Here is a 24,794-nt window from a genome sequence, read left to right on the forward strand (position 1 = left end):
GCGGGTGCGCCGCTGGCCGGATTCCGCTTTTTGAGGTGGCTAAATGCGCGTTTTGGGCATCGAAACCAGTTGCGACGAGACCGGCGTGGCCGTGTACGACACCGAACGGGGCCTGTTGAGCCAGGCCCTGTTCAGTCAGATCGACATGCACGCGGTCTATGGCGGTGTGGTGCCGGAGTTGGCCAGCCGCGACCATGTACGGCGCTTGTTGCCGCTGCTGCGCCAGGTCCTGTCCGACGCCGGCATTGGCGCCCGGGAATTGGACGGCGTCGCCTACACCGCCGGGCCGGGGCTGGCCGGGGCCCTGCTGGTGGGCGCCGGCGTGGCTCGCGCTCTGGCCTACGGCTGGGGCGTGCCGGCGTTACCGGTACACCATATGGAAGGGCACCTGCTGGCGCCGCTGCTGGAAGACGACGCCCCGGAGTTTCCTTTTGTCGCGCTGCTGGTCAGTGGTGGGCACTCACTGCTGCTGGAAGCCCGCGCCCTGGGCGAATACGTCCCTCTGGGCGAATCCGTGGATGACGCGGCCGGTGAAGCCTTCGACAAGGCGGCGAAGATGATGGGGCTGGGTTACCCCGGCGGTCCGGCGATCAGCCGTCTGGCGGAGCAGGGACGGGCGGGGCGCTTTCGTTTTCCCCGGCCGATGACCGATCGGCCCGGCCTGGATATGAGCTTCTCCGGCCTCAAGACCTTCACGCTCAACACCATTCACGATCTGGGGGGCGCCACCGCGCTGAATGACCAGGACCGCGCCGATGTGGCCCTGGCGTTCCAGGAAGCGGTGGTGGACACCCTGGTGATCAAGTGCCGCCGGGCCATGCAGGCCACGGGCGCCAAGCGCCTGGTGGTGGCCGGTGGCGTCAGTGCCAATGGCATGTTGCGCGAGCGGCTGGCGCGGGCCATGGGCAAGCTGGGGGTGAAGGTGTATTACCCCGGGCTGGCGTATTGCACGGATAACGGTGCCATGATTGCTTACGCGGGGGCTTTGCGGCTGGCCGCCGGCGAGCGTCAGGAGGGGCTGGGCGTGAGCGTGCGGGCGCGTTGGCCGCTGGCGGAACTGGCGCGGGTGCCTGTCCGCTGAGCCCGATAGCTACATCCCGGTCCCGGACTACGGAGCCGCTGTAGGAGCTTGCCTGCAAGCGAATTGAGCCCGCTAACCGGTACCCCCCTAACCCTTCTTCCTGAACCCCAGTTCCTCGCCGCGTAGCAGTTTGGTCAGGTTGGCGCGGTGGCGCACGATCATGATCAGGGTCAGGGCTGCCATCGGCAGCGCGGCGCCGGGCAGCCAGAACCACAGGCAGATGGGGGCCGCGACGAAGGCGCTCAGCGACGCCACCGAGGAAATGCGCAGCATCCCGAATACCACCAGCCACACCGCGCCGGCCACCAGGCCGCTGGGCCAGTGCAGCGGAAACAGCACGCCAAAGGCGGTGGCCACGCCCTTGCCGCCCTTGAATTGGAAGAACACCGGGAACAAGTGGCCGAGGAAGGCGCAGAAACCGACCAGTGCCACGGCAAATGGGGAGAGCCCCAGGGCCGTCGCCGCCAGGACGGGCAGCACGCCTTTGAGCACATCGCCGAGCAGGGTCAGCGCCGCCGCCGGTTTGCCGGCGATGCGCAGCACATTGGTGGCGCCGGGATTGCTGGAACCCTGGGTGCGGGGGTCCGGATGGCCGAACAAACGGCAGACCAGGATGGCGCTGGAAATCGAGCCCAGCAGATACGCCACCGCGCATAAAGACAGCAACCAACCCCAGCTTTCCTGTAATGCCATGGCAACCACCGGCTATAATCCCCGAATCAACAGGCTGGACATTGTACACACAAGCCGCTTGTCGCGCGTCACCCCGGGTTCAGGCTCCCGGGAGTGGCGCGGCCAAACCTAACCGCGTATCAGGCCCGCGCGCGGCCGGACCGAGGAACAGCATGGACATCGTTTATATCAATGATTTGAAAGTCGATACGGTGATCGGCATTTTCGACTGGGAGCGGCGTATCCGTCAGACCGTCAGCCTGGATCTGGAGATGGCCGCGGATATCAGCAAGGGCGCCGCCACCGACCACATCGACGATGCCCTGGACTACAAAAGTATCAGCAAGCGCCTGATCGCCTTTATCGAGGAGAGTGAATTCCAGCTGGTGGAAACCCTGGCGGAACGGGTGGCGGCGCTGGTATTGGAGGAGTTCAACGTGCCCTGGCTGCGATTGCGGCTGAGCAAACCCGGTGCCCTGCGCGGTGCCCGTGACGTTGGCGTGATCATCGAGCGCGGGGAGCGTTCCTGATGGCGGAGGTGTTTCTCAGTCTCGGCTCCAACATCGACCGGCAACACAATATTCATTCCGGTCTCGATGCGTTGGCGGAGCGGTTCGGTGAGCTGAGGCTGAGCCCGGTGTATGAAAGCGAGGCAGTGGGCTTCAAGGGCAGCCCGTTCTTCAATTTGGTGGTGGCTTTGCATACGGAGCTGTCAGTGGGGGAACTGGCCGGGGCGCTGCATGATATCGAGCGCGGTCACGGCCGGGTTCGCGGCGAGAAGAAGTTCGCCAGCCGCACCCTGGATATCGACATCCTCACTTACGACGATGCGGTTGGCGAGATGGATGGCGTCAAGCTGCCGCGCGGGGAAATTCTGAAGCACGCTTTCGTACTGCGTCCGCTGGCGGATCTGGCGCCGGAGACGCGGCACCCGGGGAATGGGCGCCGCTACCGGGAGTTGCTGGCGGAAACCGACTTCAAGGGACAGCGGCTCTGGCAAGTGCCGTTCCGCTGGCCTGATGGCGAAGCTACTCGATAAAGGTGTTTTCCGCTTCGGTCATATAGTCGCCGAACTGCTCGCAGGTGTAAGGTTCGGCATTGCCGTTGATGGTCACGGTGATGCTGTTCGCATCGATGAACTTAACTTCAGCGTGAGTGTTATTGGCGCCGCGCAACCGCACATCGCCGGAACTTGGGCAGTCGCTCCCGTCGGTGCTCTGTATGATGGGCTGATTGGTGGTGATGCTGACACGCTCGGCACCGCCATCCACCAGCAGGGTGCCTTCAATGGTGGACGTGATGACGGCTGGGTCGGAATAGTCCTGAGTGGTTGTCAGATTGTCCACCAGCCAATTGATCCGGTACTCGCCTTGGCCATCTTCCGTGGGGCCTCGAACGTCGATTTGCAGATCCGTATCGGTGAAACGATCCAGGTCCCCGTTTGAAAAATCATAGTCGAAGTCGCCGCCGATCAGGATATCGGCTCCCAGTGGGTCATCGATCCTCACGTTGAAGGCGGATGTCTCCACCTCCACTATGTCGCCGCCATCGTAGTCGTAGTTCACGGTTCCATCCAGGATGATCGGAGTGCCGGCATCAGTTAGCTCGCAGTTGCTTGCGGTGGCACTGGTCGGGCCATTGGGGCCTTCAGCGACACTGATGGAGCCGCTCCCGCACTCCCCCTCCATAGTGAACAAAATCGTTGCGAATCTCTGTGGCAAAGTGAATGCCTCGCTGCCTTGCAGCGTCAAATAAAGCAACGGGCCGGCGTTGTTCTCGTCAATGGTCAGAAACGGCACCTGGCCGCCGCCCCCCGAGCCGGAGGAACCACCACCGCCACCACAGGCGGCAAGAGCCGTGGCGAGCAAGACGGGGGTGAGTCTCCGTGCATGGGAGAAACCGGTATTGAAGAGTGACATGACAATATCCCTAAACCGAAAAAGAAGCGTCAGTCGGCTCCGTTCGGGACGGGAAAGTTAAGCCGGTTGGCTCACGCTAGACTCCATCCCTGAGTCGACAGGATCGACCGTCATCGTTGTTGATGTTGTGACGAGCAGCCTCCCATGGCCTTCGTCGATGCGGTCTTGGTATCAACCATAGCGGCAAAGGACGGTCGTGCCAATCCCCGTGGCGCCGCTTCTCAAGCGCCGGGGAAGGATTGGGAACGGCCGCCATCCACGGCGATGATCTGCCCGGTGATGTAGGGGGCGTGATCGGCGAGCCAGGCCACCGTGTTGGCGATGTCATCCGGGTCGCCGGCGCGGCCCAGCGGTAAGGCGTCGAGAATCACCTGTTGGGATTCCTGGCCTTGTTCTGGCCACAATATTGGCCCGGGCGCCACGCCGTTGACGCGTACTTCAGGGCCGAGTTCCCGGGCCAGACTGCGGGTCATCATTGCCAGTCCGGCCTTGGCCATGCAGTACAGCGGATGCTCTCGCAGTGGCTTCTCGGCATAAACATCCACCAGATTAACGATGGCGCCGTGATGCTGTTTCAGGGTCGCGGCCAGTGCCTGGCTGAGCAGAAACGGCGCCCGCAGGTTGCTGTGCATCAGTTGATCCCAGTCCTCATCGCTGGCCTGATGCAAAGGCGTGCGATAGAACCGGGAGGCGTTGTTCACCAGCAACCGCAGGCCGGGCTTCAGAGCCAGTGCCTCGGCGGCCAGTTGCCGCACCTGGTCGGGCACCACCAGGTCCGCGTACAGGCAAGCCGCGCTGTCGGCACGCTGCCGGTTAAGGTCGTCCACCAGGGTTCGCGCTTGTTCTTCGCTGTGGTGGTAATGAATGATCACATCGTGGCCCGATTGGTGCAGGCGACGGGCAATGCGGGCGCCGATGCGGCGCGCGGCACCGGTGACCAGGGCTACGGGAGCGGCCATTTTTCCACGAACTCCTGTCGGTAAAGACGGATGGCGCGAATGCGTTTGCTTTCCAGGGCGCGGCCGAGCGCCGGGCCGGACAGGCCGGCCTGGCGCAGCCCCGCCACATCCACGGTGCGGACCACTTCAGCGACGCCGAGCAGGAATTCGCCTTGCGGAAAGGGGGCTTTGGGATCGGCCTGGCAGGTGCGGTAATCGGCTTCGCAGGCGTCAACGAAGAAGCGCAACCGGCGCGGCCGGCGGATCACATCCAGGGCGTGCAGGACTTCCCACACTCGCGGCGGGCGCAACTTGAGGACGCGACGTCCACGGTTCTGCCAGCGCGCCATGACGGCGGCGGCGTCCGCCATTTCCCTGGGAACCCGCAACCGCTTGGACATCTCCAGTGCCAGCGTTTCGCTCTGTCTTTCGTAATTTTGATGGCGCGGCCAGCGGTCCGGCGGAGTACTGGCCTTGCCGAGATCATGGCAGAGCAGGGCGTAGCGAGCGGTCAGGGACAGATTCTGCCGAGCTGCCTGGGCCAGGCAGCGCCATTGATGGGTAAGCACATCCACGGTGGGATGATGGTCCGGAGACTGGGGGATGCCATCCAGGTTGGCCAGTTCCGGGAATAATTCCGCCAGCGCGCCGCATTCATGCAGGATGCGGAAGAACGTTTGCGGTGAGCGTTCCATCAGTGCCCGGCTGGTTTCCTTCCAGACCCGTTCCGGACTGAGATGCTGCAGCTCGCCCGCCAGCACGATGTCGGTCATCAGATCCATGGTCTCGCGGGCCACGCGAAAGCCGAGCCAGTGATAGCGGGCGGCGAAACGGGCCACCCGCAGAACCCGCAGCGGGTCCTCGGCGAAGGCGGGGGACACATGGCGCAGCAGCCGCTCCTTGAGATCGTTTTGACCGTTATAGGGGTCGATCAAGCGGCCATCAGCAGCCCTGGCCATGGCGTTGATGGTCAGATCCCGGCGTTTCAGGTCGTCTTCCAGCGTCACATCCTCGGCGGTGTGGAAGAGAAAACCGCCGTGGCCGTGGCCGTGCTTGCGCTCTGTACGGGCGAGAGCGTACTCCTCGCCGGTCCGCGGATGCAGGAACACCGGGAAGTCATTACCCACGGGTTTGTAGCCTTGTGCCAAAAGAGTATCGGGGGTGCCACCCACCACCACCCAATCTTTCTCCTTGACCGGCAGTCCGAGCAATTCGTCGCGGACCGCACCGCCGACAAGATAGATATCCATCATGTTCGCTATCGCTTCCAGGTAAACATTAGAATGTCATGTCTGGTCTGGCCGGAAAACCGCCGGGGCAAGGAATGCGGTCGAAATCGACGCGAACGGTTATTTTCTGGTCTGCGGGCGTCCCTGCTCTGATCCTGGGTTGCCAATCTGACCGGCGATGAAGGGAAATGACAATCTACATGGCGTTTATCACCATTGAACCGGGCCTGGGGCCATGGTTTAGTGCTTCGTCGTTATTTGATTCGGATCATTGCCTGATTCGGGCATGTGGACACCAGCGTGCCATCCGTCATCACGGCGTCACCGGCCGATGCTTTGTCCGACCGCCCCTGGCTCAACGGGAGAGATAGTTTCATGAAAACACGTATTACCGAGATGCTGGGCATCGAGTACCCCATTGTTCAAGGGGGTATGCAGAATGTTGGTTATGCGGAGCTGGCTTCCGCCGTTTCCAACGCGGGTGCTCTCGGCATTATCACCGGCCTGACTCAGCCGACCCCGGAAGACCTGGACAAGGAAATCCGCCGTTGCAAGGAGATGACCGACAAGCCGTTCGGCGTCAACCTGACCCTGCTGCCGACCATCAAGCCGGTTCCCTATGAGGAATACGTGCGAGTGATCATTGAGGCCGGCATCAAAGTGGTGGAAACCGCTGGCCGCAGCCCGGAGCCCTTCATGGCTCAGTTCAATGAGAACGGCGTCAGCGTGATCCACAAGTGCACTTCCGTGCGGCATGCCCTGAAAGCGCAGAAACTCGGTTGTTCCGCGGTATCCGTGGACGGTTTCGAATGCGCCGGCCACCCCGGTGAGGACGATGTGCCCAACCTGGTGCTGTTGCCGGCGGCGGCCAAGGTGCTGGATATCCCGATGATTGCCTCCGGTGGTATCGGTACCGGCACGCAGATGGCGGCTTGCCTGGCGCTGGGCGCGGAGGGCATCAACATGGGCACCCGCTTCATGGCCACCAAGGAAGCGCCGATTCACGAGAACATCAAGAAGGCCATCGTCGAAGCCAGTGAACTGGATACCGCGCTGGTGTACCGTCCGCTGCGCAACACCGCCCGGGTTTACAAGAACAAGGTGGCGGAGAAGGTCAATGAGATCGAACGTGAAGCCGGCAAGGATATGAAGTTCGAACTGATCCGCGACATGGTCGCCGGTACTCGCGGCAAGGTGTCGCTGACCGAAGGTGACGTGGATTACGGTATCTGGACCAGCGGCATTGTGCAGGGGTTGATCCACAGCATCCCCTCCTGCGATGAGCTGGTGCAGGAGATCATGAGCGAATGCACCGAGACCATTCGCAATCGCCTGAACAATCTGCTGGCAGGCTGATTGATCCCGTCTCCGGAAAGGTTCGTCGTTGTTGCAACCCGGAACGCGGCGATTCACTCGAAGCGGGTCTGTATGGAGGTCATCCGGGACCCTGTTTGACAGGGACGTCAAACCGGGAGCCTACAGGGATGTATTTACGGCGTTCCCGGAAGGCCTTCGTACAGACCCGCGCTTCGATGGAGAGACTGTTTTCGTTATTCCGCGACGAACCGATATTTATTGCCCACCCTGAATTGACTGACGCTCAACGACCGTGCCGTTGTCCAAGCTGTCCAGGTGCACGTCGAATCCCCACAATCGATGCAGGTGCTTGAGCACTTCCCGGCTGCTGCTTTCGTCCAGGGGGCGGTGGTGCTGGCGGACGTGCTGTAGTACCAGCGACCGGTCTCCGCGCACATTGGCCTCGTAAACCTGGATATTCGGTTCCTGGATGCTCAGGTTGTATTGCTCGGCCAGTTTGTTGCGCACCTTTTGATAGCCGCGCTCATCGTGGATGGCGTTGATTTCGATGTATTCCTTCTCGGTATCATCCAACAGGCTGAACAGTTTGAATTCCCGGATCAGGCGCGGGGACAGGAACTGTTGGATAAAGCTCTCATCCTTGAAGCTCTCCATGGCGAACTTGAGTGTCGCCACCCAGTCGCTGCCGGCGATGTCGGGGAACCAGTAACGGTCCTCATCCTCCGGATTCTCACAAATGCGCCGCAGGTCGCGGAACATGGCGAAGCCCAGCGCGTAGGGATTGATGCCGGAGTAGTACTGGGAATCGAAAGGCGGCTGATAGACCACCTGGCTGTGGTTGTGCAGGAATTCCAGCATGAAGCCGTCGGTGACCTGTTTCTGATCATAGAGATCATTGAGCAGGGTGTAGTGCCAGAAAGTGGCCCAACCCTCATTCATGACCTTGGTTTGACGCTGCGGATAAAAGTACTGGGCCATCTTGCGCACGATGCGGATGACCTCCCGCTGCCAGGGTTCCAGCAGCGGTGCGTTCTTTTCAATGAAGTAGAGAATGTTTTCCTGGGGCTCCGGGGGAAAGCGCTCGTTCCTTTCGCGCCTTTGAGCCGCGGGCTGCAGATCAGGAAAAGTCCGCCACAGCTCGGAGACCTGCTGCTGCAAAGCTGCTTCCCGTTCGCGCAGTCGCCGCCGCTCCTCCTGGGCGGAAATCGGCGTCGGGCGTTTATAACGATCCACGCCGTAGTTCATCAAGGCATGGCAGGAATCCAGGATATCCTCCACCGCGTTGACGCCATGGCGTTGCTCGCATTCGGCGATGTATTTACGGGCGAACACCAGATAATCGATGATCGCCGAAGCGTCGGTCCAGGACTTGAACAGGTAGTTGCCCTTGAAAAAGGAGTTATGACCATAACAGGCATGAGCGATCACCAGTGCCTGCATGGTGATGGTGTTCTCCTCCATCAAGTAAGCGATACAGGGGTTGGAGTTGATCACGATCTCGTAAGCGAGCCCCATTTGCCCGCGACGATAGCGGTTTTCCACCTCCACGAATTGTTTGCCGAAGGACCAGTGATGGTAGCCCACCGGCATGCCCACGGAAGAATAGGCGTCCATCATTTGTTCCGAGGAAATGACCTCGATCTGGTTGGGGTAGGTGTCCAGAGCATACTTGCCGTGCGCCAGCTCGGAGATCGCCTCGTCATAGCGGGCAAGCAGGTTGAAGTCCCAGTCGGAGCCGGTGGACAACAGCATCAGGCGGCCTCCATGCGTTTATGGAAAAGCTGGCGGAAAACCGGGTAAATATCCGCCGGGTCGTCGATCTGCGCCATGGAGAAGACATCCGGGTGCCGGTCCATGATGCCCTCGTACTGGTCCCAGAGTGCCTGGTGAGCGCGGGGCATGACTTCCACGTAGGAAAAATGCTGCATGCGGGGCAGCAATTCCTTCTCCAGCAACTCGGCGCAGCCGGGGGAGTCGTCGTTCCAGTTATCGCCGTCCGAGGCCTGGGCACCGTAGATGTTCCATTCCTCCACCGGGTAACGTTCCTTGATGATATCCCGGGTCAGCTTCAAGGCGCTGGAGACGATGGTGCCGCCGGTTTCCCGGGAGTAGAAGAATTCCTCTTCATCCACCTCCTTGGCGCTGGTGTGGTGGCGTATGAAGACGACCTCGGTGTGCTGGTAATTGCGCTGCAGGAATAAATAAAGCAACAGGAAGAAACGCTTCGCCAGGTCCTTCATATCCTGATTCATGGAACCGGAAACATCCATGATGCAGAACATCACCGCCCGGCTCACCGGCACCGGGACCTTGATATGGTGGTTGTAGCGCAGATCCACGGTATCGATAAACGGGATCCGGTCGATACGCCGGCGCAGGCGCTCAATGTGCTCGTCCAGTTCCGCCAGGCGGGCCTGGCGCTGAGGGGATTGATCCTGCTGCAGCAAGGCCTCCCGTTCCTCCTCCAATTCGCGCAGTTTGCGCCGGCTGGCCGCCGTCAGCGCGCGTCGGCGCATGGACGCCTGGCGCATGGAACGGACGATATTGATCTTGGCGGGTATGCCATGGCTGACGATACCGCCATGGCGGATCTGGAAGGTGCGGGTGCCCTCCAGGTGGCGTTTGACCAGATTGGGTAACGCCAGGTCCTCGAACAGGAAGTTCAGAAACTCCTGCGGATCGATTTCAAAGGCGAAATCATCCTCGCCTTCGCCACTGTCGCTGGCCTGACCGGAGCCACTGCCCTGGCCGCCACCGCCGCTGGGTCGTTTGATGCGGTCGCCCTGCTGAAACTCCCGGTTGCCCGGGTGGACGATATTGCGTTGGCCTCCGGGGCCGTGGTGGAAGATGGGCTCGGAAATATCCTTGCGGGGAATGACAATGCGCTCGCCTTGTTCCATTTCCTTGATGGAGCGCTTGCCCACGGCGTCATTGACCGCTTCACGAATATGTCGCCGGTAGCGCTGCAGGAACCGTTGCCGGTTGACTGCGCTCTTATGCTTGCCGTTGAGACGCCGGTCGATGATATAGCTCATTGGGCTCTCCAGTCTCGGCCGATAGGGCGGTGGGACTGTGCTTCGCGGGCAGAGGGCCGGATTCCAATCCGGCCAGCCCCGCGCCACTATTCACTGTTCACTATTCATTGCCCTTTATTGCGCCTTGCGGACCCGCAGGTACCATTCGGACAGCAGCCGAACCTGTTTCTCGGTGTAGCCGCGATCCATCATGCGTTTGACGAAGTTGTCGTGCTTGCGGCGATCCTCTTCGCTGCCTTTCGGGTTGAAGGAAATGACCGGCAACAGCTCCTCGGTGTTGGAGAACATTTTCTTCTCGATGACATCACGAAGCTTCTGATAGCTGAGCCAGCTTGGATTGCGGCCGCTGTTGTTGGCCCGCGCCCGCAGCACGAAGTTGACCACCTCGTTGCGAAAGTCCTTCGGGTTGGAAATGCCCGCCGGCTTTTCGATCTTTTCCAGTTCCTCGTTGAGTGATTGGCGATCGAATATTTCGCCGGTATCCGGATCCCGGAATTCCTGATCCTGAATCCAGAAGTCGGCGTAAGTAACATAGCGGTCGAAAATGTTTTGCCCGTACTCGGAGTAGGATTCCAGATACGCGGTCTGGATTTCCTTGCCGATGAATTCCACGTAACGCGGAACCAGGTACTCCTTGATGAAGCGGTGGAATTGCTCCTGGCGTTCCTGGGGGAACTGCTCCTGTTCGATGCGCTGTTCGAGAACGTGGATCAAGTGCACCGGGTTGGCCGCTATCTCGGAGTGATCGAAGTTGAACACCTTGGAGAGGATCTTGAAGGCGAAACGGGTGGACAGGCCGTCCATGCCTTCGTCGACGCCGGCCATATCCCGGTATTCCTGAATCGACTTGGCTCTCGGGTCCACGTCCTTCAGGTTCTCGCCGTCGTAAACGCGCACTTTGGAGTAAATGCTGGAATTTTCCGGTTCGCTGATCCGCGTTAACACCGAGAACTGAGCCAGCATGTGCAGCGTGTCCGGGGCGCACTGGGCATCACGCAGACTGGAGTTGCGCAACAGCTTCTCGTAAATCATCTGTTCTTCGGTGACGCGCAGGCAGTAAGGCACCTTGACGATGTAGACGCGGTCGATGAACGCCTCATTGTTCTTGTTGTTCTTGAAGGTGTGCCATTCGGCTTCGTTGGAGTGGGCCAGCACGATGCCATCGAAGGGAATCGCGCCCATGTGCTCGGTGCCGTTGTAGTTGCCTTCCTGGGTGGCGGTGAGTAGCGGGTGCAGCACCTTGATCGGCGCCTTGAACATCTCGACGAATTCCATCAGGCCCTGATTGGCCCGGCACAGGCCGCCGGAGAAGGCGTAGGAATCCGGGTCATCCTGGGAGAAATCCTCCAGCTTGCGGATGTCCACCTTGCCCACCAGAGCGGAGATGTCCTGATTGTTTTCGTCGCCGGGTTCGGTTTTCGATATGGCGATCTGATCCAGTATGGAGGGGTAGCATTTCACCACCCGGAACTGGCTGATATCACCACCGTATTCATGCAAACGCTTGACCGCCCAGGGCGACATGATGGTGCGCACGTAACGGCGCGGAATGCCGTACTCCTCTTCCAGAATGGGACCGTCCTCGTCGGCGTCGAACACGGACAGAGGGGACTCATTCACCGGCGATCCCTTGATGGCGTAGAACGGCACCTTCTGCATCAACGCCTTGAGTTTCTCCGCCAGGGAGGATTTGCCGCCGCCAACCGGGCCGAGCAGGTAGAGAATCTGTTTCTTTTCTTCCAGCCCCTGGGCGGCGTGGCGGAAGTAGCTGACGATATTCTCGATGACCTCTTCGAGGCCGTAGAATTCGTCGAAGGCGGGATAGCGACGGATGATTTTGTTGGAAAAGATCCGGGAAAGCCGTGGATCCTTGGAGGTGTCCACCAGTTCAGGCTCACCGATCGCCATGAGCATGCGCTCGGGAGCGCTGGCGTAGGCGCTGGGGTCGCTCTTGCAGAGCGCCAGATACTCCTCCAGGGACAACTCCTCCTGCTGAGTGGCGTCAAACCGGGCCTGATAATGGCTGATAATGCTCATTCCTCACTCCCTCCTGGCGGCGCTTGAATGTCAAGCCGTCACTTTCTACATGAAAATAAACCCTTAACGAAATGGATGCGGCGCGAAGATCAGGGAATCCCGTCACGGGATGTCGGTGACCGGCCTTGTCTTTAGCATGGCGCCAAAACAAAGTCTGAGTCAAAGCCAAGCCGAAAAAAAATTTTGTTTTTTTTGCAGCGATGGAATGAACCGGCGGAGCCGAATTCGGTCACCGCCGGAACGTCATGAAAAGAGGGGAGGAGGGAGGATCAACGGCACTGGCAAGCGATACGGAGGCCGTCTTCCAGGCGCAGTGCGGTAAGCTGGCCGCCCCATACGCAGCCGGTATCCAGGGGTTCCACGTCATTGGCGCTGGCCCGGCCTTCCAGGGCCGCCCAGTGACCAAACAGGATGCGACGGCCCAGGTCGCGCCGGCGAGGATGTTCAAACCAGGGCATATAGCCCTCGGGCGGCTGATCCGCTTCGCCTTTGCTGCCCAGATCCAGTTCACCGGCATCGTTGACGAAGCGCATGCGGGTGAAATGGTTGGTGATCACTCGCCACCGCTCCGGACCTTGCAAGTCATCACGCCATCCCGCTGGTTCGTTGCCATACATATGGGCGAAAAAGGTGCTCGCCTGCTCGCCATCGGCGAGTACCGCGGTGATTTCCCCGGCCCGTTCACGGGCTTGTTCCAGGCTCCATAGCGGGGGCATGCCGGCGTGGGCCATCACCGCGTTGAATTCGGGCAGGTCGATCAGCAGCGGTTGGCGCTGCAGCCAGTCCAGCAGGGTGTCCCGGTCCTTCGCCTCAAGGATCGCCGCCAGGGTATCCTTGCTCCTGGCGTGTGTCTGCCCGTGGGCCACCGCCAGCAGGTGCAGATCATGATTGCCCAGTACGGTGAGGACATTGTCCCGCAAGTCATGGATTCGCCGCAGGGTGCCGAGCGAGTCCGGGCCGCGATTGACCAGGTCCCCGGCCAGGACCAGTTGATCGCGGTCCGCCTTGAAGCGAATCCGCTCCAGCAGGGCCTCGAAGGGGCCCAGACAGCCCTGGATGTCGCCGATGGCGTAGGTGCTCATGGGAAAATTCCGTCAGGCTCGCTATGGGTGGTTATTCGGAGTCGGTCAGGGTGCCGCTTCCGCCGCCGGGGTTCAATGCAAGGCTCGATCGGCGGCCAGGGTGAAAGCCGGGATCGGCGCATTGAAGCAGGTGCCGTCCTCGGACAGCATCTGATAGTTGCCGCGCATGCTGCCGACGGCGGTTTCCAGGATGGCGCCGCTGGAGTACTGGAACTCCTGGCCCGGCGCCAGCTCCGGCTGCTGGCCGAGAACGCCTTCGCCGTGGACTTCCTGTACGCGCTGATCGCCGTCGGTGATGATCCAGTGCCGGGTCAGCAGGCGCGCGCCCTGGCTGCCGCGGTTGATGATGCGGATGTGGTAGGCGAACGCCCAGCGCTTCTGGTCGGCGTCGCTTTGCTCCGGCAGGTACTCGCTTTCCGCGAACACCTCGATGCGGTAGGCATCGTTGTTACTGTCGCTCATGATTCCCTCTCGCGGGGTCGGAAACCCGGTGGGCGGCGTCCTCCGCCGTCAGCCGGTGGCGTTGGCCAGCGCGACGTAATCCGCCACCGAAAGATGATCGGGACGCAGGCCGGGGTCGATGCCCAGGGCATCGAAAATGTCCGGTTCCACCAGGGTCTTCAGCGCATTGCGCACCGCCTTGCGGCGCTGGGTGAAGGCCTGGTTGACCAGTTTGCCAAGATAGACCGGATCCCGGGCCGGCCAGGGCGCGGTGGCGTGCGGGGTCAGTCTGACCACGGCGGAATCCACCTTGGGCGGCGGCTGGAACGCGCCCGGGGGCACGAAGAACAGATAATCCGCCTGGCAGTGGTATTGCACCATCACCGACAGCCGGCCGTAATCACCCGTGCCCGGCGCCGCGGTGAGCCGGTCCACCACCTCCTTTTGCAACATGAATGTCATGTCGCCGATCACTTCCGCCTGTTCCAGCAGGTGGAAGATCAAGGGGGTTGAAATATTGTACGGCAAATTGCCCACCACCCGCAGCTTGAGGTCGCCGGCCAGGGGGCGGAAGTCGAAACGCAGGGCGTCCGCCTGATGGATGGTCAGACGTTCCTCGGGTACCGCCTCGCGCAGTAAGTGGATCAGGTCACGGTCCAGTTCCACCACGTCCAGATGCGTCACCTGTTCCAGTAGTGGATAGGTGAGCGCGCCGCGTCCGGGGCCGATTTCCACCAGCTTCTGGCCGGCCATGGGGGCCACCGTGCGGACCAGACGATCGATGATGCCCGGGTCATGCAGAAAGTGCTGCCCGAAGCGTTTGCGGGCGCGGTGTTCGGTCATGAGGAACGTTTCTCCACCAGTTCCAGAGCCAGGTCGATGGCGGCATGCAGGCTGCCGGCGCGGATACGCCCGCTGCCGGCCAGATCGAAGGCGGTGCCGTGGTCCACTGAAGTGCGGATGAACGGCAACCCCAGGGTGATATTCACGGCTTCGCCGAAGCCGGCGTATTTGAGCACCGGCAGACCCTGGTCATGGTACATGGCCAGCACCGCGTCATGCCGCGCCAGCAGCTCCGGTTGGAAGGCGGTGTCGGCGGGCACTGGCCCGGTGAGCCGCAAACCTTGCCGGCGCAGCCTCTCCAGCGCCGGCTCGATAATCTCGAGCTCCTCCCGCCCCAGATGGCCGCCTTCGCCGGCGTGCGGGTTCAGCCCGAGGACCAGAATACGAGGCGAGTCGATAGCGAATTTGTCATGCAAGTCCTGGCACAGGATATGCAATGTGGTTTCCAGCGTGGGCCCGGTGATCGCCGCCGCCACCTGGGACAGCGGCAAATGAGTGGTGGCGAGGGCCACGCGCAGGGTCTTGGCGGCCAGCATCATCACCACCTGATCCACGCCGGCTTGCTCGGCGAAGAATTCGGTGTGCCCGGTAAACGCCGGATCGGCGCCTTCACGGATGATGCTTTTGGCCACTGGTGCCGTGACCAGGGCGGAGAACTGGCCGTCCAGGCAACCCCGGGCGGCCCGCCCGAGCATTGTCAGGGTGCCGGAGGCGGTGGCCGGGTCCGGTTGGCCGGCAGTCACGGGGGCGCCGGCGGGGCAGTGCCAAAGCGCCGGGCTGGCGGGTGGGGCGTCGCCAGGTTGCCATTGTGGCCAGGTGGCCTGCAAACCTAGCGACCGGGCCCGATCGTGCAACACCCGCCGATCCGCCAGCACTACCAGGGCGGTGTCGGGATAGCGGCGCGGCAGATCCAGCATCAGATCCGGGCCGATACCCGCCGGGTCGCCGCTGGTGATGACGATCGGCGCGGTCATTGATCCAGTCGGATATCGACGTAGGCTTCCGCCCGCTTTTCCTGCAGCCAGGTTTGCAGTTCCTCGTCGAATCGTTGTTTTTGCAGGGCCTGGCGGGCACGCATCTGGCGGAATTCGTCGCTCATGTCCGCTTCACGTTGCTCTTCCACCAGCAGGAAGTGGTAACCGAACTGGGTCTGGAACACCGGAGACACCTGGCCCACCGGGGTGGATTTCATCATTTGCTCGAATTCCGGCACCATCTGGCCAGGCGTGACCCATCCCAGCTCACCACCCTGATTGCGGCTGCCGGGGTCATCGGAATGCTCGCGGGCCACATCGGCGAGGCTGACACTGCCGCTGACCACCTGTTGATGGAGGCGCTGGGCTTCGGCCCGGGCCTGATTGTCGGTGGTCAGAGCGTCGGATTGAACCAGCACATGCCGTACCCGGTACTGGGTAACCACGTGCTCGCCCCCTCCGCCACGACGCTCGATCATTTTGAGGATGTGAAAACCGGCTCCGGAGCGCAACGGCTCGGAGATATCGCCGGATTGCATATCAATGGCGGTCTCGGCGAAGAGGGTTGGCCACTGGGCCGCCGGCCGCCATCCCAGGTCGCCGCCTTCCAGTGCTTGCGGGCCGTCCGACTGTTCCACCGCGGTTTCGGCGAAGTCCGCGCCGCCGCGCAGACGCTGAACGATACCGTCGGCTTTGTTCCGGGCCTGTTCGATCTGATCCGGAGACGCGCCGCTGGGTACTTGCACCAGAATATGGCCAAGATGGAAATCGGCGGCGAACATGCGCCGGCCCAGGTCGGAACTGAGGAAACGGTCCACTTCCCGGTCGGTGATGCGTACCCGGGAGGAGACGGAGCGTTGCTGCAGACGGGAAATGACCATGTCATCGCGCACCTGCTCGCGGAACTCGGCCCAGGAGTAGCCGTCGGCACGGACCATGTTGGCGAACTGTTCCAGGTCCATGTTGTTCTGCTGGGCGATGCCGGTCAGCGCCTGGTTGAGGCTGCCGTCATCCACGCGGATGCCGCCGCGCTCCGCCAGTTGCAGCTGGATGCGCTCAATGACCATGCGGTCGAGCACCTGCTCGCGCAGCACCTGGGCCGGGGGCAGGGGGCGGTTGTCCGCCTCGAACTGACCAACGATGGCGGCAACCCGGGACTGCAACTCACTTTCCATGATGGCGCCGTCGTTGACCACCGCGACAATGCGGTCAAGGATCCGCACCTGTGCCTGGGCATTGACTGCCAGGCCCAGACACAGACAGACGGTCAGTAACGTCGACAAAGCCCTATTCATATTCTCTCCTGTATCCGGAAATGCTGCGCTCCAGCAGTGAGTCCACTCGCCCGCCGAAGCCGCCCAGTCCGGTCATTTCGATCTGCAACATCACGGTGGAGTCCGGCTCAAGGGTGCCGTCCCCATCATCGTCGTAGAGTTCCCGCTGGCTCACCAGTCGTACCCGCCAGCAGCAGTTTCGGTATTCCGCGCCCGCCAGGGTTTCCTGGGTGCGGTGGTTTTCCACGTCGTACATCCAGCGGCCGATCAGCCGCCAGTTACGGTGGATCGGCCAGATCGCCGCGACTTCCGATTGCCGCAGATTATCCTCCGGGCGGTCGTGGAAGCCCAGGTTGAAAATCCGCCGCTCGCGGTCGTTGTAGCCGAGCCGCAGGGTGGAGCGCTGGCGCTGGCCGCCGGAGGTATCCCATTGGCCTTCGGAATAGAGGTACCAATCGCGGCCAAAGTTCCATCGCATATCGGCCACCGCCGGTGTCTGATCGGCGGTGTCTTCTCCGGTGCCGTCCAGTTGCACCCTGCGGTCGTCCAGGTAGTAGCCCTGGCCGACGCGCAGACGCAGTTGCTCGCGGCCATCGTCGTCGCGCAGGAAACGGCTGGTCAAGCCCACCGCGATCTTCTCTTCATCACCGATGCGGTCATAACCAATGTAGCGGTTTTCCCGGAACAGGGTGTTGTAGGAGAAGGTCAGTTCGCCGGCATCGAAATCCGGCAGATCGTCCTGGTTCTCGTAGGCGACCTTGTTGATGAACACCCGGGGTTCCAGGGTCTGGGTATAGCCACGGCCGAACAGGTTGGTGGAGCGCTCGAAGAACATGCCGGCGTCGAGGCTGGCACCCCAGGTGTTGAGGGAGGGTTCGCTGCCGCTGGGACCGCCATCATCCAGTTGATAGCGGGTGTGGTACAGGCGTGCTCTGGGCTCGACGTAACCCCAGCTGTTCTCCATCCGGGCGGACAGCGCCGGTTGCGCGTGCATGCGCACTCCGGTGGGGTTGTTGCTGGTGTCCTTGTCGCTGCGGTCGAAAGCGGTGACGTCACTGAGCCATAACATCCGCAGCGGGCCGACCAGATGCGGGCTGCCGGTCAGTTGCAGCTGTGGCAGCCGGCGATAGGGGTGGAGATCATCCGCCAGCGTCGGGTCGATGGTTTGCCAGGCCTGGAGCCGGCCCAGCGCTTGCCAGGTGCGGCCGTAGTAGCGCAGCTCCCCAACCCGTGGCAGGTGGGTCTGGGAACTCACCTGCAAGCCGGTATCCAGATCCTTGAAGTAGAAGTCGTCGGACACGTAATTCATGTCCACGTGCAGGCCCCAGCGGCCGATGGAGCCGTCGTGGCGCCAGGCCGCCAGCTCACGGTCCTGGTCGTCGAACTCCCGGTCCTGGAACAGCACACCGTAGCTGATCTGCCCCTGGCCATAGCGGCTCAGGTAGCGAAACTCGGTTTCCAGGCCGGCGCCACGGCCGTCCACATAACGCGGGGCGACGGTGGCGTCCATCTGCGGGTGCAGGTTCAGGTAGATCGGCTGGGAGAAGTCCAGGCCGCCGTTGTCGCTGGTGCTGATGGTGGGAAACAGCAACCCCGACTTGCGCCGGTCATCGATGGGGAAGGTGATCCAGGGCAGATAGAACAGCGGTACGTCTCTTACTCGCAACACCACGTTGCGCGCCTCGCCCCAGCCCTTGTCCCGGTCCAGCAGGATCTGCTCGCCGGAGAGACGCCAGCTGTTGGAGCCGGGCGGGCAGGTGGTATAGGTGCCGTTGAACACCGAGGTCAGGTTGCTGACCTGATCAATATACTCGGCGGAGCCGTGAGCGCCGGGGCCGAACAGGGAATAGCGGGCATTGCCCAGGCTGACCTGACGGCTGCTGGTCTGGCCGCTCATGGAATCGGCGAGAAAGGTGAATTGGTTGGACTCCAGACGCAACGGGGTGTCCACTTCGAATTTGCCGCTGCTGCGGTCGAACAAAGCGGAATTGGTGACCACCCGGGAACCGGGCTGCTCGATCAGGACGTCGCCGCTCATTTCGATCAGGCCGTCCTCGGACGCGCTGGTCTGATCGGCGGTAATGATGGTATCGCTGGCTTCCGCCCGCGGGCCGACCCGGGGGTTGTAATAGATGCCGCCGCACCACACCGGAATGGGGCGCTGCAGCACCTCGGGAAGCTCGTTCATTGCCTCACGGTCAACCCAGTTCAGATCGTCCTTGGCTGCCGCGGTGCTGGCGAACCCCAGTACCAGGCAGGAAAACATCAGTCGTGAGTGCAGTGGCATCGGCTGCTCAGAACAGGTAAAAAGGCCGTTTTAACCGCTGGACGCCCCCGTTGGCCGGGATTTGTCCCGGTGTTTCCCGATGCCGGCGCTCGGGTCGGGGCCACCTCGGGGCAGGAAACAGGGCGACACGGTAGTCTTCGTCAATCGCCGCAGTGTAAACGAATGGGATGGGCAATGCAGCCAGAGAAGGATGATCGGGATCCGCGCAAGTTGGCGTTGGACCAATGGGTCGGTGAACAGACCGGCGAGGCGGTGAGAGGGGTGCCGGCGTCCGAGGATGCCAGTTTCCGCCGCTATTTTCGGTATTCGCTGGGGCAGGCCTCGCTGGTGGCCATGGACGCGCCGCCGCCGCGGGAAGACTGCCGGCCCTTTGTCGATGTGGCCCGGCGGCTGGCCGATGCCGGCGTCAATGTGCCCCGGATTCGTGCCAGTGATCTGCCCCGTGGCTATTTGTTGCTGGATGACCTCGGCACCGACACCTGGTTGCGGACCCTGAATGATGGCAATGCCGACGCCTGGTTTGGTCAGGCCATCGATACCGTGGTGCGCATGCAGGTTCATGCCGATGCCGACGGCCTGCCGGTCTATGACGAGGCGCTGTTGCGCCGGGAACTGACGCTGTTCCCGGAGTGGTATCTGCAGCGTGAGCGGTCCTTGATACCCACCGGCGAACAGCAGGAGCGTCTGCACCGGGTGTTTGATCTGCTGGTGGCGTCGGCTCTGGAACAGCCCCGGGTGTTCGTGCATCGGGACTATATGCCACGCAATCTGATGGTGACCGAGCCCAATCCGGGGGTCATCGACTTCCAGGATGCGGTGCTCGGCCCGATCAGTTACGACCCGATTTGTCTGTTCAAGGATGCGTTCATCAGCTGGCCCGAGCCGCGGGTGCTGGACTGGCTGCGGCTATACCATCAGCGCGGCCTGGCCGCCGGGCTGCCGCTGCCGGAGTTCGATGTTTTCCTGCGCTGGTGTGACCTGATGGGGGCCCAGCGTCATTTGAAGGTGATCGGGATCTTTGCCCGGATTCTGCACCGGGACGGCAAGCCGGGTTATGTGAAGGATGTACCCCGCTTTTTCACTTACCTGCGTACCGTGATCGGCCGCCGCCCGGAATTGGCGGACCTGGGACGGCTGCTGGACGAATGGGAGTGTCCCTGATGCGGGCGATGATCCTGGCGGCGGGCTATGGCAATCGCATGCGGCCACTCACCGACCATACCCCCAAACCGTTGCTGGAGGCGGGCGGCAAGCCGTTGATCGAATATCTGATCGAAGGGCTGGCCCGCGCCGGGTTCCGCGAACTGGTGATCAATACCGGCTGGCTGGGCGGGCAACTGCCGGCGCGGCTGGGGGACGGCGAGCGTTTCGGTGTGCATATCAGTTGGTCCCATGAAGGCACCCCGCTGGAAACCGCCGGCGGTATTCTGCGCGCCTTGCCGATGCTCGGCGATGAGCCGTTCGCCCTGGTCAATGGCGACATCTGGACCGATTACGATTTCAGCCGCCTGCACCTGGATCTGGCGGCCGACCACGCGCATTTGGTTCTGGTGGATAACCCGTCACACCACGCGGACGGGGATTTCCATTTAACAGAGCAGGGCCGGGTACGGGATAATGGCGCCTCGCGGCTGACTTACGCGGGCATCGCTTGCCTGCATCCGGCGTTGTTTCACGGTCTGGCATCCGGCGAGCAGAAGCTGGCGCCGCTGCTGCGCTCGGCCATGACGGCGGAGCGGGTCGGCGGCGAGCATCACCGGGGGCAGTGGTGGGACATCGGAACCCCGCGGCGGCTGGAACAGCTGGATCACTTTTTACGCGCCTGAGCCCGCGGGGCCGGGCGGTGCTGGAGAACTTGATGGGTAAGCAAACCCCCTGGATCGCGCCTTCCATCCTGGCGGCGGATTTCGCCCGCCTGGGAGAGGAATGCGAGGCGGTACTGGCCGCCGGCGCCGACGTGATTCATTTCGACGTCATGGACAACCACTATGTGCCGAACCTGACGATCGGTCCGATGGTGTGCCAGGCGCTGCGCAAACATGGCATCGAAGCGCCCATCGACGTGCACCTGATGGTGTCGCCGGTGGACGATCTGATCGGCATGTTCGCCGACGCCGGTGCCTCCATGATCACCTTTCACCCGGAAGCCTCCCGTCATGTGGACCGCTCCCTGCAACTGATCCGGGATGCCGGCTGCCAGGCCGGGCTGGTGTTGAATCCGGCGACCACGCCGGAGTGCCTGGAATACGTCATGGACAAGCTCGACATGATCCTGCTGATGAGCGTGAACCCGGGCTTCGGCGGGCAGAAGTTCATTCCCGGCACCCTCAAGAAGATCGAGCAGGTGCGCGCCCTGATCGATCGGCAAGAGCGGCCGATCCGTCTGGAGGTCGATGGCGGCGTGTCGGAGAAGAATATCCGCGATGTGGCCGCCGCCGGCGCCGATACCTTTGTCGCCGGGTCCGCCATTTTCGGCAAGAGCGACTATGGCGCGGTGATCGAACAGATGCGCGCCGAACTGGCCCGGGCCTGAATGAGCGGCATCAGCACCCGTGCCGCCGGGCATGGCGAAATGCTGGTGTGGTCGTTGCTGATCGGGACTTCCTTTCCCACCGCGGAATATCTGGTTCGGGACGCGCACCCGCTGCCTCTGACCGGGGTGCGGTTTCTGATCGCCGCGCTGCTATTGGTTCCGGCGGCCGCCCGGGTGGCGCTCAATCCGCGCCGTTTGATCATCTGGGCGATCCTTGGCGCGCTGCTGGCGGTGTTTTTCTGGGCGCAGTTCCAGGCTTTGCGAACTGTTGGCAGCGTCGAGTTGTCTCTGTTGTATCTGCTGTCGCCGCCGGGGACCGCGATCCTGGCCTGGTATGCCAACCGGGAGTATCTGCACCCGGTGCCGCTGGCGGGGTTCGCCGTGGTGTTGTATCTGGTGATCCAGTATTTGATCCTGCCGGTGCCCACCGACCTGATGGCGCTGCTGGCGCGGCCGGGAAGCCAGATCTATTTGCTCGGCTGCGCGGCGGTGATCGGCTACGCGGTGTTGTCCCGTGGGGCTATTTTGCGGAACTGGTTGCCCGCCGCGGCGGCTACCACCACTTTCTGGAGCTTGCTGTTCGCCGGCGTGCTGCTCTGCCTGGTGGGCGTCACGCGGTTACCGGAGGTGGCGCAATGGCATTGGGATCATTGGTGGCGGCTGGTTTACCTGGCGGTTTTCACCAGTATCCTTTCCTATTGGTTGATGCAGCGGGCGTTGCAGAAGCTGCACCCGGCCATCGTCGTTGCCTACGGCGCGGTGGTGCCGTTATGGGTGGCGCTGCTACCCTTTTGACGAGGAAGAAGCGGACTATCGAATGCGCCTGGTAAGCGGAGTGACGCTGTTGTGTATGCTGCTGGCCGGTTGTGCCAGCCGGCCGGTGGTGGTGGAAGATCGAAACGAGCCGGAGCCGGGTAGCCACGCCGACCCGGAACAGACCGTATCGATGGAGGATTACTCCGTGGATATGGCCAATCCAGGGATGGTGCACGCTTTGCTCAGCGCGCAGCTGCAGGAATGGGAAGGCACGCCTTACCGGCTGGGCGGGATGTCCCGCAAGGGGGTTGATTGCTCCGGATTCGTGTTTCTCACCTTTCACGATCGTTTGGGGGTGCGTCTGCCGCGTACCACGGACCAGCAGGCAAGGGTAGGGGAGAAAGTGGCCAAGGATCAGTTACAGACCGGCGATCTGGTGTTCTTCCGTACCGGCCGGGGGGTTCGTCATGTGGGGATCTATATGAACCACGGCCGTTTCATGCACGCTTCCACCAGCCGCGGAGTGATGGTTTCGTCGCTGGATAATGTCTACTGGCGTTCCCATTACTGGACCGCCCGCCGTATCGAAACGCGCTTCTGACTCAGGCGTCCTTCGCCAGACGTTCGGCCCCGGCATCCTCGAAACGTACATCGCGGACGGTAAGGGGCTGGCCGTCATCGCTTTCCACGCGGAGCTGGCGGATCGGGTGTCCGCTGATCCGGTCCACCAGCCGCAGATCGTCCCGATTGCCGTTCCAGCGTTCGCTCCATTGCCGCAGCGCGGCAATCACCGTGAACAGGTCGCGGCCCTTGTCGGTGAGCCGGTACTCGTAGCGGGTGCCGTGCTCGCCGGCATCCACCTTGCTCATCACGCCGCTGTCCACCAGTCGATTGAGGCGGTTGCAGAGGATGTTCTTGGCGATGCCCAGCCGCTGCTGAAAGTCGACGAAACGGCGGGTGCCGAGCATGGCTTCCTTGACCACCAGCAGTGACCACCAGTCGCCCACTTGATCCAGGGCGCAGGCCACGGAGCAGTCCAGGTCGTCAAAGCGTTTGCGGGTCACGGGCGCAGCCCTCCAAGGCATTTGGCATATATAAGAGCCGCTTCATTCTATCCAAAACGGTTGCATGATGAAACCGTCCTGGTTTACGGTTGCGATCTGCAACCAAATTGGACGGCGGCCGGGGCCGCCACGACTCGGGAGAACAGGCTATGAGTACCTCGCTGGACGCGTTGTTGCGTCCGTTTGAACACAAGTCCCTGAAGCTGCGTAACCGCGTGGCCATGGCGCCGATGACGCGCAATTTTTCTCCGGACTACATTCCTAATGAGGATGTGGCCGCTTACTACCGCCGCCGCGCTGAAGGCGAGGTGGGGCTGATCATTACCGAGGGCACCACCGTGGGCCATGTGGCGGCCAACGGTTACGAACGGGTACCGGCTTTTCATGGTGAGCTGGCATTGGCCGGCTGGAAGCGGGTGGTGGACCAGGTCCACCAGGCCGGCGGCGCCATTATTCCCCAGCTCTGGCACGTGGGGGCGGTGCGCCGGCCCGGTGTTGGCCCGGACAAGGACGTGCCCGGTTATTCCCCTTCCGGTCTGTTCAAGCCGGGTAAGGAGAGCGGCCATGCCATGACCCTGGAAGACATCGACGACGTTATCCGGGCTTTCGCCGAATCCGCCCGCCACGCCCGGGATCTGGGGTTCGATGGTGTGGAAATCCACGGGGCACACGGCTATCTGCTCGATCAGTTCTTCTGGGAAGGCACCAATCAGCGGGATGACCAATACGGCGGCAACATGGACAACCGCGGGCGTTTCGTGGCGGACATCGTGCGCGCGGTGCGTGAGGCGGTGGGCGAGGACTTCGCAATCGTACTGCGGTATTCCCAGTGGAAGCAGCAGGATTATGAGGCCCGGTTGGCCACCACGCCGCAGGAACTGGAGCGCTTTCTGACCCCGCTGGTGGACGCTGGCGTCGATCTGTTCCACGCCTCCACCCGCCGCTTCTGGGTGCCGGAATTCGAAGGTTCCGACCTCAATCTGGCTGGCTGGACCCGCAAGCTGACTGGCAAGCCGACCCTTTCCGTGGGCAGTGTGGGCCTGGATGACGATTTCATCGGCCATAACAATCAGGGTATGGGTGGCACCGCCAACCCGGTGGGTATCGAGGAGCTGGAACGGCGGATGGCGAGCGATGAATTCGATTTGATCGCCGTGGGCCGGGCCTTGCTGCAGGATCCGAACTGGCTGATCAAAATGCGGGAAGGCCGCGAGGAGGAGATCGAGATCTTCACCAAGAAAGCGCTGGGTTCGCTCAGCTGATTCGCCCTCGCTGATGCACCCTCTCCCCTGAAGGGAGAGGGTGCGACAAC

24 protein-coding genes are annotated in these 24,794 nt (G+C 62.2%); 10 read left to right on the forward strand and 14 right to left on the reverse strand.

What is annotated here, in order from left to right:
- Positions 1–43: 43 nt before the first annotated feature.
- Entirely contained in the window at positions 44–1,081 is a 1,038-nt protein-coding gene (gene tsaD / locus RYH70_RS04760) for a tRNA (adenosine(37)-N6)-threonylcarbamoyltransferase complex transferase subunit TsaD (protein ID WP_026949733.1), read from the forward strand.
- A gap of 87 nt (positions 1,082–1,168) precedes the next feature.
- Here tsaD and plsY read toward each other — a convergent pair whose 3' ends face one another.
- Entirely contained in the window at positions 1,169–1,774 is a 606-nt protein-coding gene (gene plsY, locus RYH70_RS04765) for a glycerol-3-phosphate 1-O-acyltransferase PlsY (RefSeq protein WP_022994151.1), read from the reverse strand.
- A gap of 152 nt (positions 1,775–1,926) precedes the next feature.
- Here plsY and folB point away from each other — a divergent pair, with 152 nt between their 5' ends.
- Both folB and folK read left to right on the forward strand, forming a co-directional pair.
- A complete protein-coding gene (gene folB, locus RYH70_RS04770; protein WP_022994150.1) occupies positions 1,927–2,283 on the forward strand; it encodes a dihydroneopterin aldolase in 357 nt (118 codons plus the stop codon).
- Positions 2,283–2,792 carry a 2-amino-4-hydroxy-6-hydroxymethyldihydropteridine diphosphokinase gene (gene folK / locus RYH70_RS04775; RefSeq protein WP_317009854.1) on the forward strand — a complete coding sequence of 170 codons (510 nt, stop codon included), beginning with the start codon at positions 2,283–2,285 and terminating at the stop codon, positions 2,790–2,792. The genes folB and folK overlap by 1 nt, the downstream gene beginning before the upstream one ends.
- Here folK and RYH70_RS04780 read toward each other — a convergent pair.
- The 3 genes from RYH70_RS04780 to RYH70_RS04790 form a co-directional block, all read right to left on the reverse strand.
- Positions 2,782–3,672, reverse strand: coding sequence for a hypothetical protein (locus RYH70_RS04780; protein WP_317009855.1), 891 nt, complete (start codon positions 3,670–3,672; stop codon positions 2,782–2,784). The genes folK and RYH70_RS04780 overlap by 11 nt on opposite strands.
- A 221-nt stretch (positions 3,673–3,893) precedes the next feature.
- Positions 3,894–4,631: a pteridine reductase gene (locus RYH70_RS04785; RefSeq protein ID WP_233918403.1), complete on the reverse strand. Its 738-nt coding sequence runs from the start codon at positions 4,629–4,631 to the stop codon at positions 3,894–3,896.
- Positions 4,616–5,860, reverse strand: coding sequence for a multifunctional CCA addition/repair protein (locus RYH70_RS04790; RefSeq protein WP_233918404.1), 1,245 nt, complete (start codon positions 5,858–5,860; stop codon positions 4,616–4,618). Before RYH70_RS04790 ends, RYH70_RS04785 begins: the two co-directional genes overlap by 16 nt.
- A gap of 354 nt (positions 5,861–6,214) precedes the next feature.
- Here RYH70_RS04790 and RYH70_RS04795 point away from each other — a divergent pair, with 354 nt between their 5' ends.
- Positions 6,215–7,195 carry an NAD(P)H-dependent flavin oxidoreductase gene (locus RYH70_RS04795; protein WP_014993337.1) on the forward strand — a complete coding sequence of 327 codons (981 nt, stop codon included), beginning with the start codon at positions 6,215–6,217 and terminating at the stop codon, positions 7,193–7,195.
- 216 nt (positions 7,196–7,411) lie between these two features.
- On the opposite strand, the gene RYH70_RS04800 is transcribed toward RYH70_RS04795, so the two are convergent.
- From RYH70_RS04800 to RYH70_RS04840, 9 genes are all read right to left on the reverse strand, one after another.
- Entirely contained in the window at positions 7,412–8,908 is a 1,497-nt protein-coding gene (locus RYH70_RS04800) for a SpoVR family protein (RefSeq protein WP_317009857.1), read from the reverse strand.
- Complete coding sequence (locus RYH70_RS04805) at positions 8,908–10,191, reverse strand: YeaH/YhbH family protein (RefSeq protein ID WP_022994144.1); 1,284 nt, start codon at positions 10,189–10,191, stop codon at positions 8,908–8,910. The genes RYH70_RS04800 and RYH70_RS04805 overlap by 1 nt, the downstream gene beginning before the upstream one ends.
- A 114-nt stretch (positions 10,192–10,305) precedes the next feature.
- The gene (locus RYH70_RS04810) at positions 10,306–12,228 is read right to left on the reverse strand and encodes a PrkA family serine protein kinase (protein WP_014993340.1); all 1,923 of its coding nucleotides are present in this window, start codon (positions 12,226–12,228) and stop codon (positions 10,306–10,308) included.
- A gap of 269 nt (positions 12,229–12,497) precedes the next feature.
- Positions 12,498–13,310: a symmetrical bis(5'-nucleosyl)-tetraphosphatase gene (locus RYH70_RS04815; protein WP_022994143.1), complete on the reverse strand. Its 813-nt coding sequence runs from the start codon at positions 13,308–13,310 to the stop codon at positions 12,498–12,500.
- Positions 13,311–13,382: 72 nt separating this feature from the next.
- Entirely contained in the window at positions 13,383–13,772 is a 390-nt protein-coding gene (apaG, locus tag RYH70_RS04820; RefSeq protein ID WP_097058385.1) for a Co2+/Mg2+ efflux protein ApaG, read from the reverse strand.
- A 48-nt stretch (positions 13,773–13,820) separates the two neighbouring features.
- Entirely contained in the window at positions 13,821–14,594 is a 774-nt protein-coding gene (gene rsmA, locus RYH70_RS04825) for a 16S rRNA (adenine(1518)-N(6)/adenine(1519)-N(6))-dimethyltransferase RsmA (RefSeq protein WP_055099693.1), read from the reverse strand.
- On the reverse strand, positions 14,591–15,568 hold the full coding sequence (gene pdxA, locus RYH70_RS04830; protein ID WP_284455132.1) for a 4-hydroxythreonine-4-phosphate dehydrogenase PdxA: 978 nt from the start codon (positions 15,566–15,568) through the stop codon (positions 14,591–14,593). The genes rsmA and pdxA overlap by 4 nt, the downstream gene beginning before the upstream one ends.
- Entirely contained in the window at positions 15,565–16,863 is a 1,299-nt protein-coding gene (locus RYH70_RS04835; RefSeq protein ID WP_116027706.1) for a peptidylprolyl isomerase, read from the reverse strand. Before RYH70_RS04835 ends, pdxA begins: the two co-directional genes overlap by 4 nt.
- The gene (locus RYH70_RS04840) at positions 16,856–19,129 is read right to left on the reverse strand and encodes an LPS-assembly protein LptD (protein ID WP_317009858.1); all 2,274 of its coding nucleotides are present in this window, start codon (positions 19,127–19,129) and stop codon (positions 16,856–16,858) included. Before RYH70_RS04840 ends, RYH70_RS04835 begins: the two co-directional genes overlap by 8 nt.
- 174 nt (positions 19,130–19,303) lie before the next feature.
- On the opposite strand from RYH70_RS04840, the gene RYH70_RS04845 reads away from it, so the two are divergent.
- Genes RYH70_RS04845 through RYH70_RS04865 form a run of 5 tightly spaced genes read left to right on the forward strand, consistent with a single transcriptional unit; the run spans position 19,304 to position 23,019 of the window.
- Entirely contained in the window at positions 19,304–20,290 is a 987-nt protein-coding gene (locus RYH70_RS04845; protein ID WP_317009859.1) for an aminoglycoside phosphotransferase family protein, read from the forward strand.
- Positions 20,290–20,955, forward strand: coding sequence for an N-acetylmuramate alpha-1-phosphate uridylyltransferase MurU (gene murU / locus RYH70_RS04850; protein ID WP_116027708.1), 666 nt, complete (start codon positions 20,290–20,292; stop codon positions 20,953–20,955). Before RYH70_RS04845 ends, murU begins: the two co-directional genes overlap by 1 nt.
- A 32-nt stretch (positions 20,956–20,987) precedes the next feature.
- Positions 20,988–21,662, forward strand: a complete 675-nt coding sequence (rpe, locus tag RYH70_RS04855) for a ribulose-phosphate 3-epimerase (protein WP_022994135.1) — start codon at positions 20,988–20,990, stop codon at positions 21,660–21,662.
- Positions 21,663–22,457: a DMT family transporter gene (locus RYH70_RS04860; protein ID WP_022994134.1), complete on the forward strand. Its 795-nt coding sequence runs from the start codon at positions 21,663–21,665 to the stop codon at positions 22,455–22,457.
- 22 nt (positions 22,458–22,479) lie between these two features.
- A complete protein-coding gene (locus RYH70_RS04865) occupies positions 22,480–23,019 on the forward strand; it encodes a C40 family peptidase (protein WP_022994133.1) in 540 nt (179 codons plus the stop codon).
- Position 23,020: 1 nt separating this feature from the next.
- Here RYH70_RS04865 and RYH70_RS04870 read toward each other — a convergent pair whose 3' ends face one another.
- A complete protein-coding gene (locus tag RYH70_RS04870; protein WP_116027709.1) occupies positions 23,021–23,482 on the reverse strand; it encodes a winged helix-turn-helix transcriptional regulator in 462 nt (153 codons plus the stop codon).
- 149 nt (positions 23,483–23,631) lie between these two features.
- Between RYH70_RS04870 and RYH70_RS04875 the strand changes: the two genes are divergently transcribed.
- Positions 23,632–24,744, forward strand: a complete 1,113-nt coding sequence (locus RYH70_RS04875) for an NADH:flavin oxidoreductase (protein WP_317009860.1) — start codon at positions 23,632–23,634, stop codon at positions 24,742–24,744.
- Positions 24,745–24,794: the final 50 nt, after the last annotated feature.

The organism is Alloalcanivorax xenomutans, from assembly GCF_032810065.1.
GTDB lineage: Bacteria > Pseudomonadota > Gammaproteobacteria > Pseudomonadales > Alcanivoracaceae > Alloalcanivorax > Alloalcanivorax xenomutans.

Excerpts from the sequence above, each read along its gene's own strand:
- tsaD (WP_026949733.1), top strand. The coding sequence starts at position 44 with ATGCGCGTTTTGGGCATCGAAACCAGTTGCGACGAGACCGGCGTGGCC.
- plsY (WP_022994151.1), bottom strand. The coding sequence starts at position 1,774 with ATGGCATTACAGGAAAGCTGGGGTTGGTTGCTGTCTTTATGCGCGGTG.
- folB (WP_022994150.1), top strand. The coding sequence starts at position 1,927 with ATGGACATCGTTTATATCAATGATTTGAAAGTCGATACGGTGATCGGC.
- folK (WP_317009854.1), top strand. The coding sequence starts at position 2,283 with ATGGCGGAGGTGTTTCTCAGTCTCGGCTCCAACATCGACCGGCAACAC.
- RYH70_RS04780 (WP_317009855.1), bottom strand. The coding sequence starts at position 3,672 with ATGTCACTCTTCAATACCGGTTTCTCCCATGCACGGAGACTCACCCCC.
- RYH70_RS04785 (WP_233918403.1), bottom strand. The coding sequence starts at position 4,631 with ATGGCCGCTCCCGTAGCCCTGGTCACCGGTGCCGCGCGCCGCATCGGC.
- RYH70_RS04790 (WP_233918404.1), bottom strand. The coding sequence starts at position 5,860 with ATGGATATCTATCTTGTCGGCGGTGCGGTCCGCGACGAATTGCTCGGA.
- RYH70_RS04795 (WP_014993337.1), top strand. The coding sequence starts at position 6,215 with ATGAAAACACGTATTACCGAGATGCTGGGCATCGAGTACCCCATTGTT.
- RYH70_RS04800 (WP_317009857.1), bottom strand. The coding sequence starts at position 8,908 with ATGCTGTTGTCCACCGGCTCCGACTGGGACTTCAACCTGCTTGCCCGC.
- RYH70_RS04805 (WP_022994144.1), bottom strand. The coding sequence starts at position 10,191 with ATGAGCTATATCATCGACCGGCGTCTCAACGGCAAGCATAAGAGCGCA.
- RYH70_RS04810 (WP_014993340.1), bottom strand. The coding sequence starts at position 12,228 with ATGAGCATTATCAGCCATTATCAGGCCCGGTTTGACGCCACTCAGCAG.
- RYH70_RS04815 (WP_022994143.1), bottom strand. The coding sequence starts at position 13,310 with ATGAGCACCTACGCCATCGGCGACATCCAGGGCTGTCTGGGCCCCTTC.
- apaG (WP_097058385.1), bottom strand. The coding sequence starts at position 13,772 with ATGAGCGACAGTAACAACGATGCCTACCGCATCGAGGTGTTCGCGGAA.
- rsmA (WP_055099693.1), bottom strand. The coding sequence starts at position 14,594 with ATGACCGAACACCGCGCCCGCAAACGCTTCGGGCAGCACTTTCTGCAT.
- pdxA (WP_284455132.1), bottom strand. The coding sequence starts at position 15,568 with ATGACCGCGCCGATCGTCATCACCAGCGGCGACCCGGCGGGTATCGGC.
- RYH70_RS04835 (WP_116027706.1), bottom strand. The coding sequence starts at position 16,863 with ATGAATAGGGCTTTGTCGACGTTACTGACCGTCTGTCTGTGTCTGGGC.
- RYH70_RS04840 (WP_317009858.1), bottom strand. The coding sequence starts at position 19,129 with ATGCCACTGCACTCACGACTGATGTTTTCCTGCCTGGTACTGGGGTTC.
- RYH70_RS04845 (WP_317009859.1), top strand. The coding sequence starts at position 19,304 with ATGCAGCCAGAGAAGGATGATCGGGATCCGCGCAAGTTGGCGTTGGAC.
- murU (WP_116027708.1), top strand. The coding sequence starts at position 20,290 with ATGCGGGCGATGATCCTGGCGGCGGGCTATGGCAATCGCATGCGGCCA.
- rpe (WP_022994135.1), top strand. The coding sequence starts at position 20,988 with ATGGGTAAGCAAACCCCCTGGATCGCGCCTTCCATCCTGGCGGCGGAT.
- RYH70_RS04860 (WP_022994134.1), top strand. The coding sequence starts at position 21,663 with ATGAGCGGCATCAGCACCCGTGCCGCCGGGCATGGCGAAATGCTGGTG.
- RYH70_RS04865 (WP_022994133.1), top strand. The coding sequence starts at position 22,480 with ATGCGCCTGGTAAGCGGAGTGACGCTGTTGTGTATGCTGCTGGCCGGT.
- RYH70_RS04875 (WP_317009860.1), top strand. The coding sequence starts at position 23,632 with ATGAGTACCTCGCTGGACGCGTTGTTGCGTCCGTTTGAACACAAGTCC.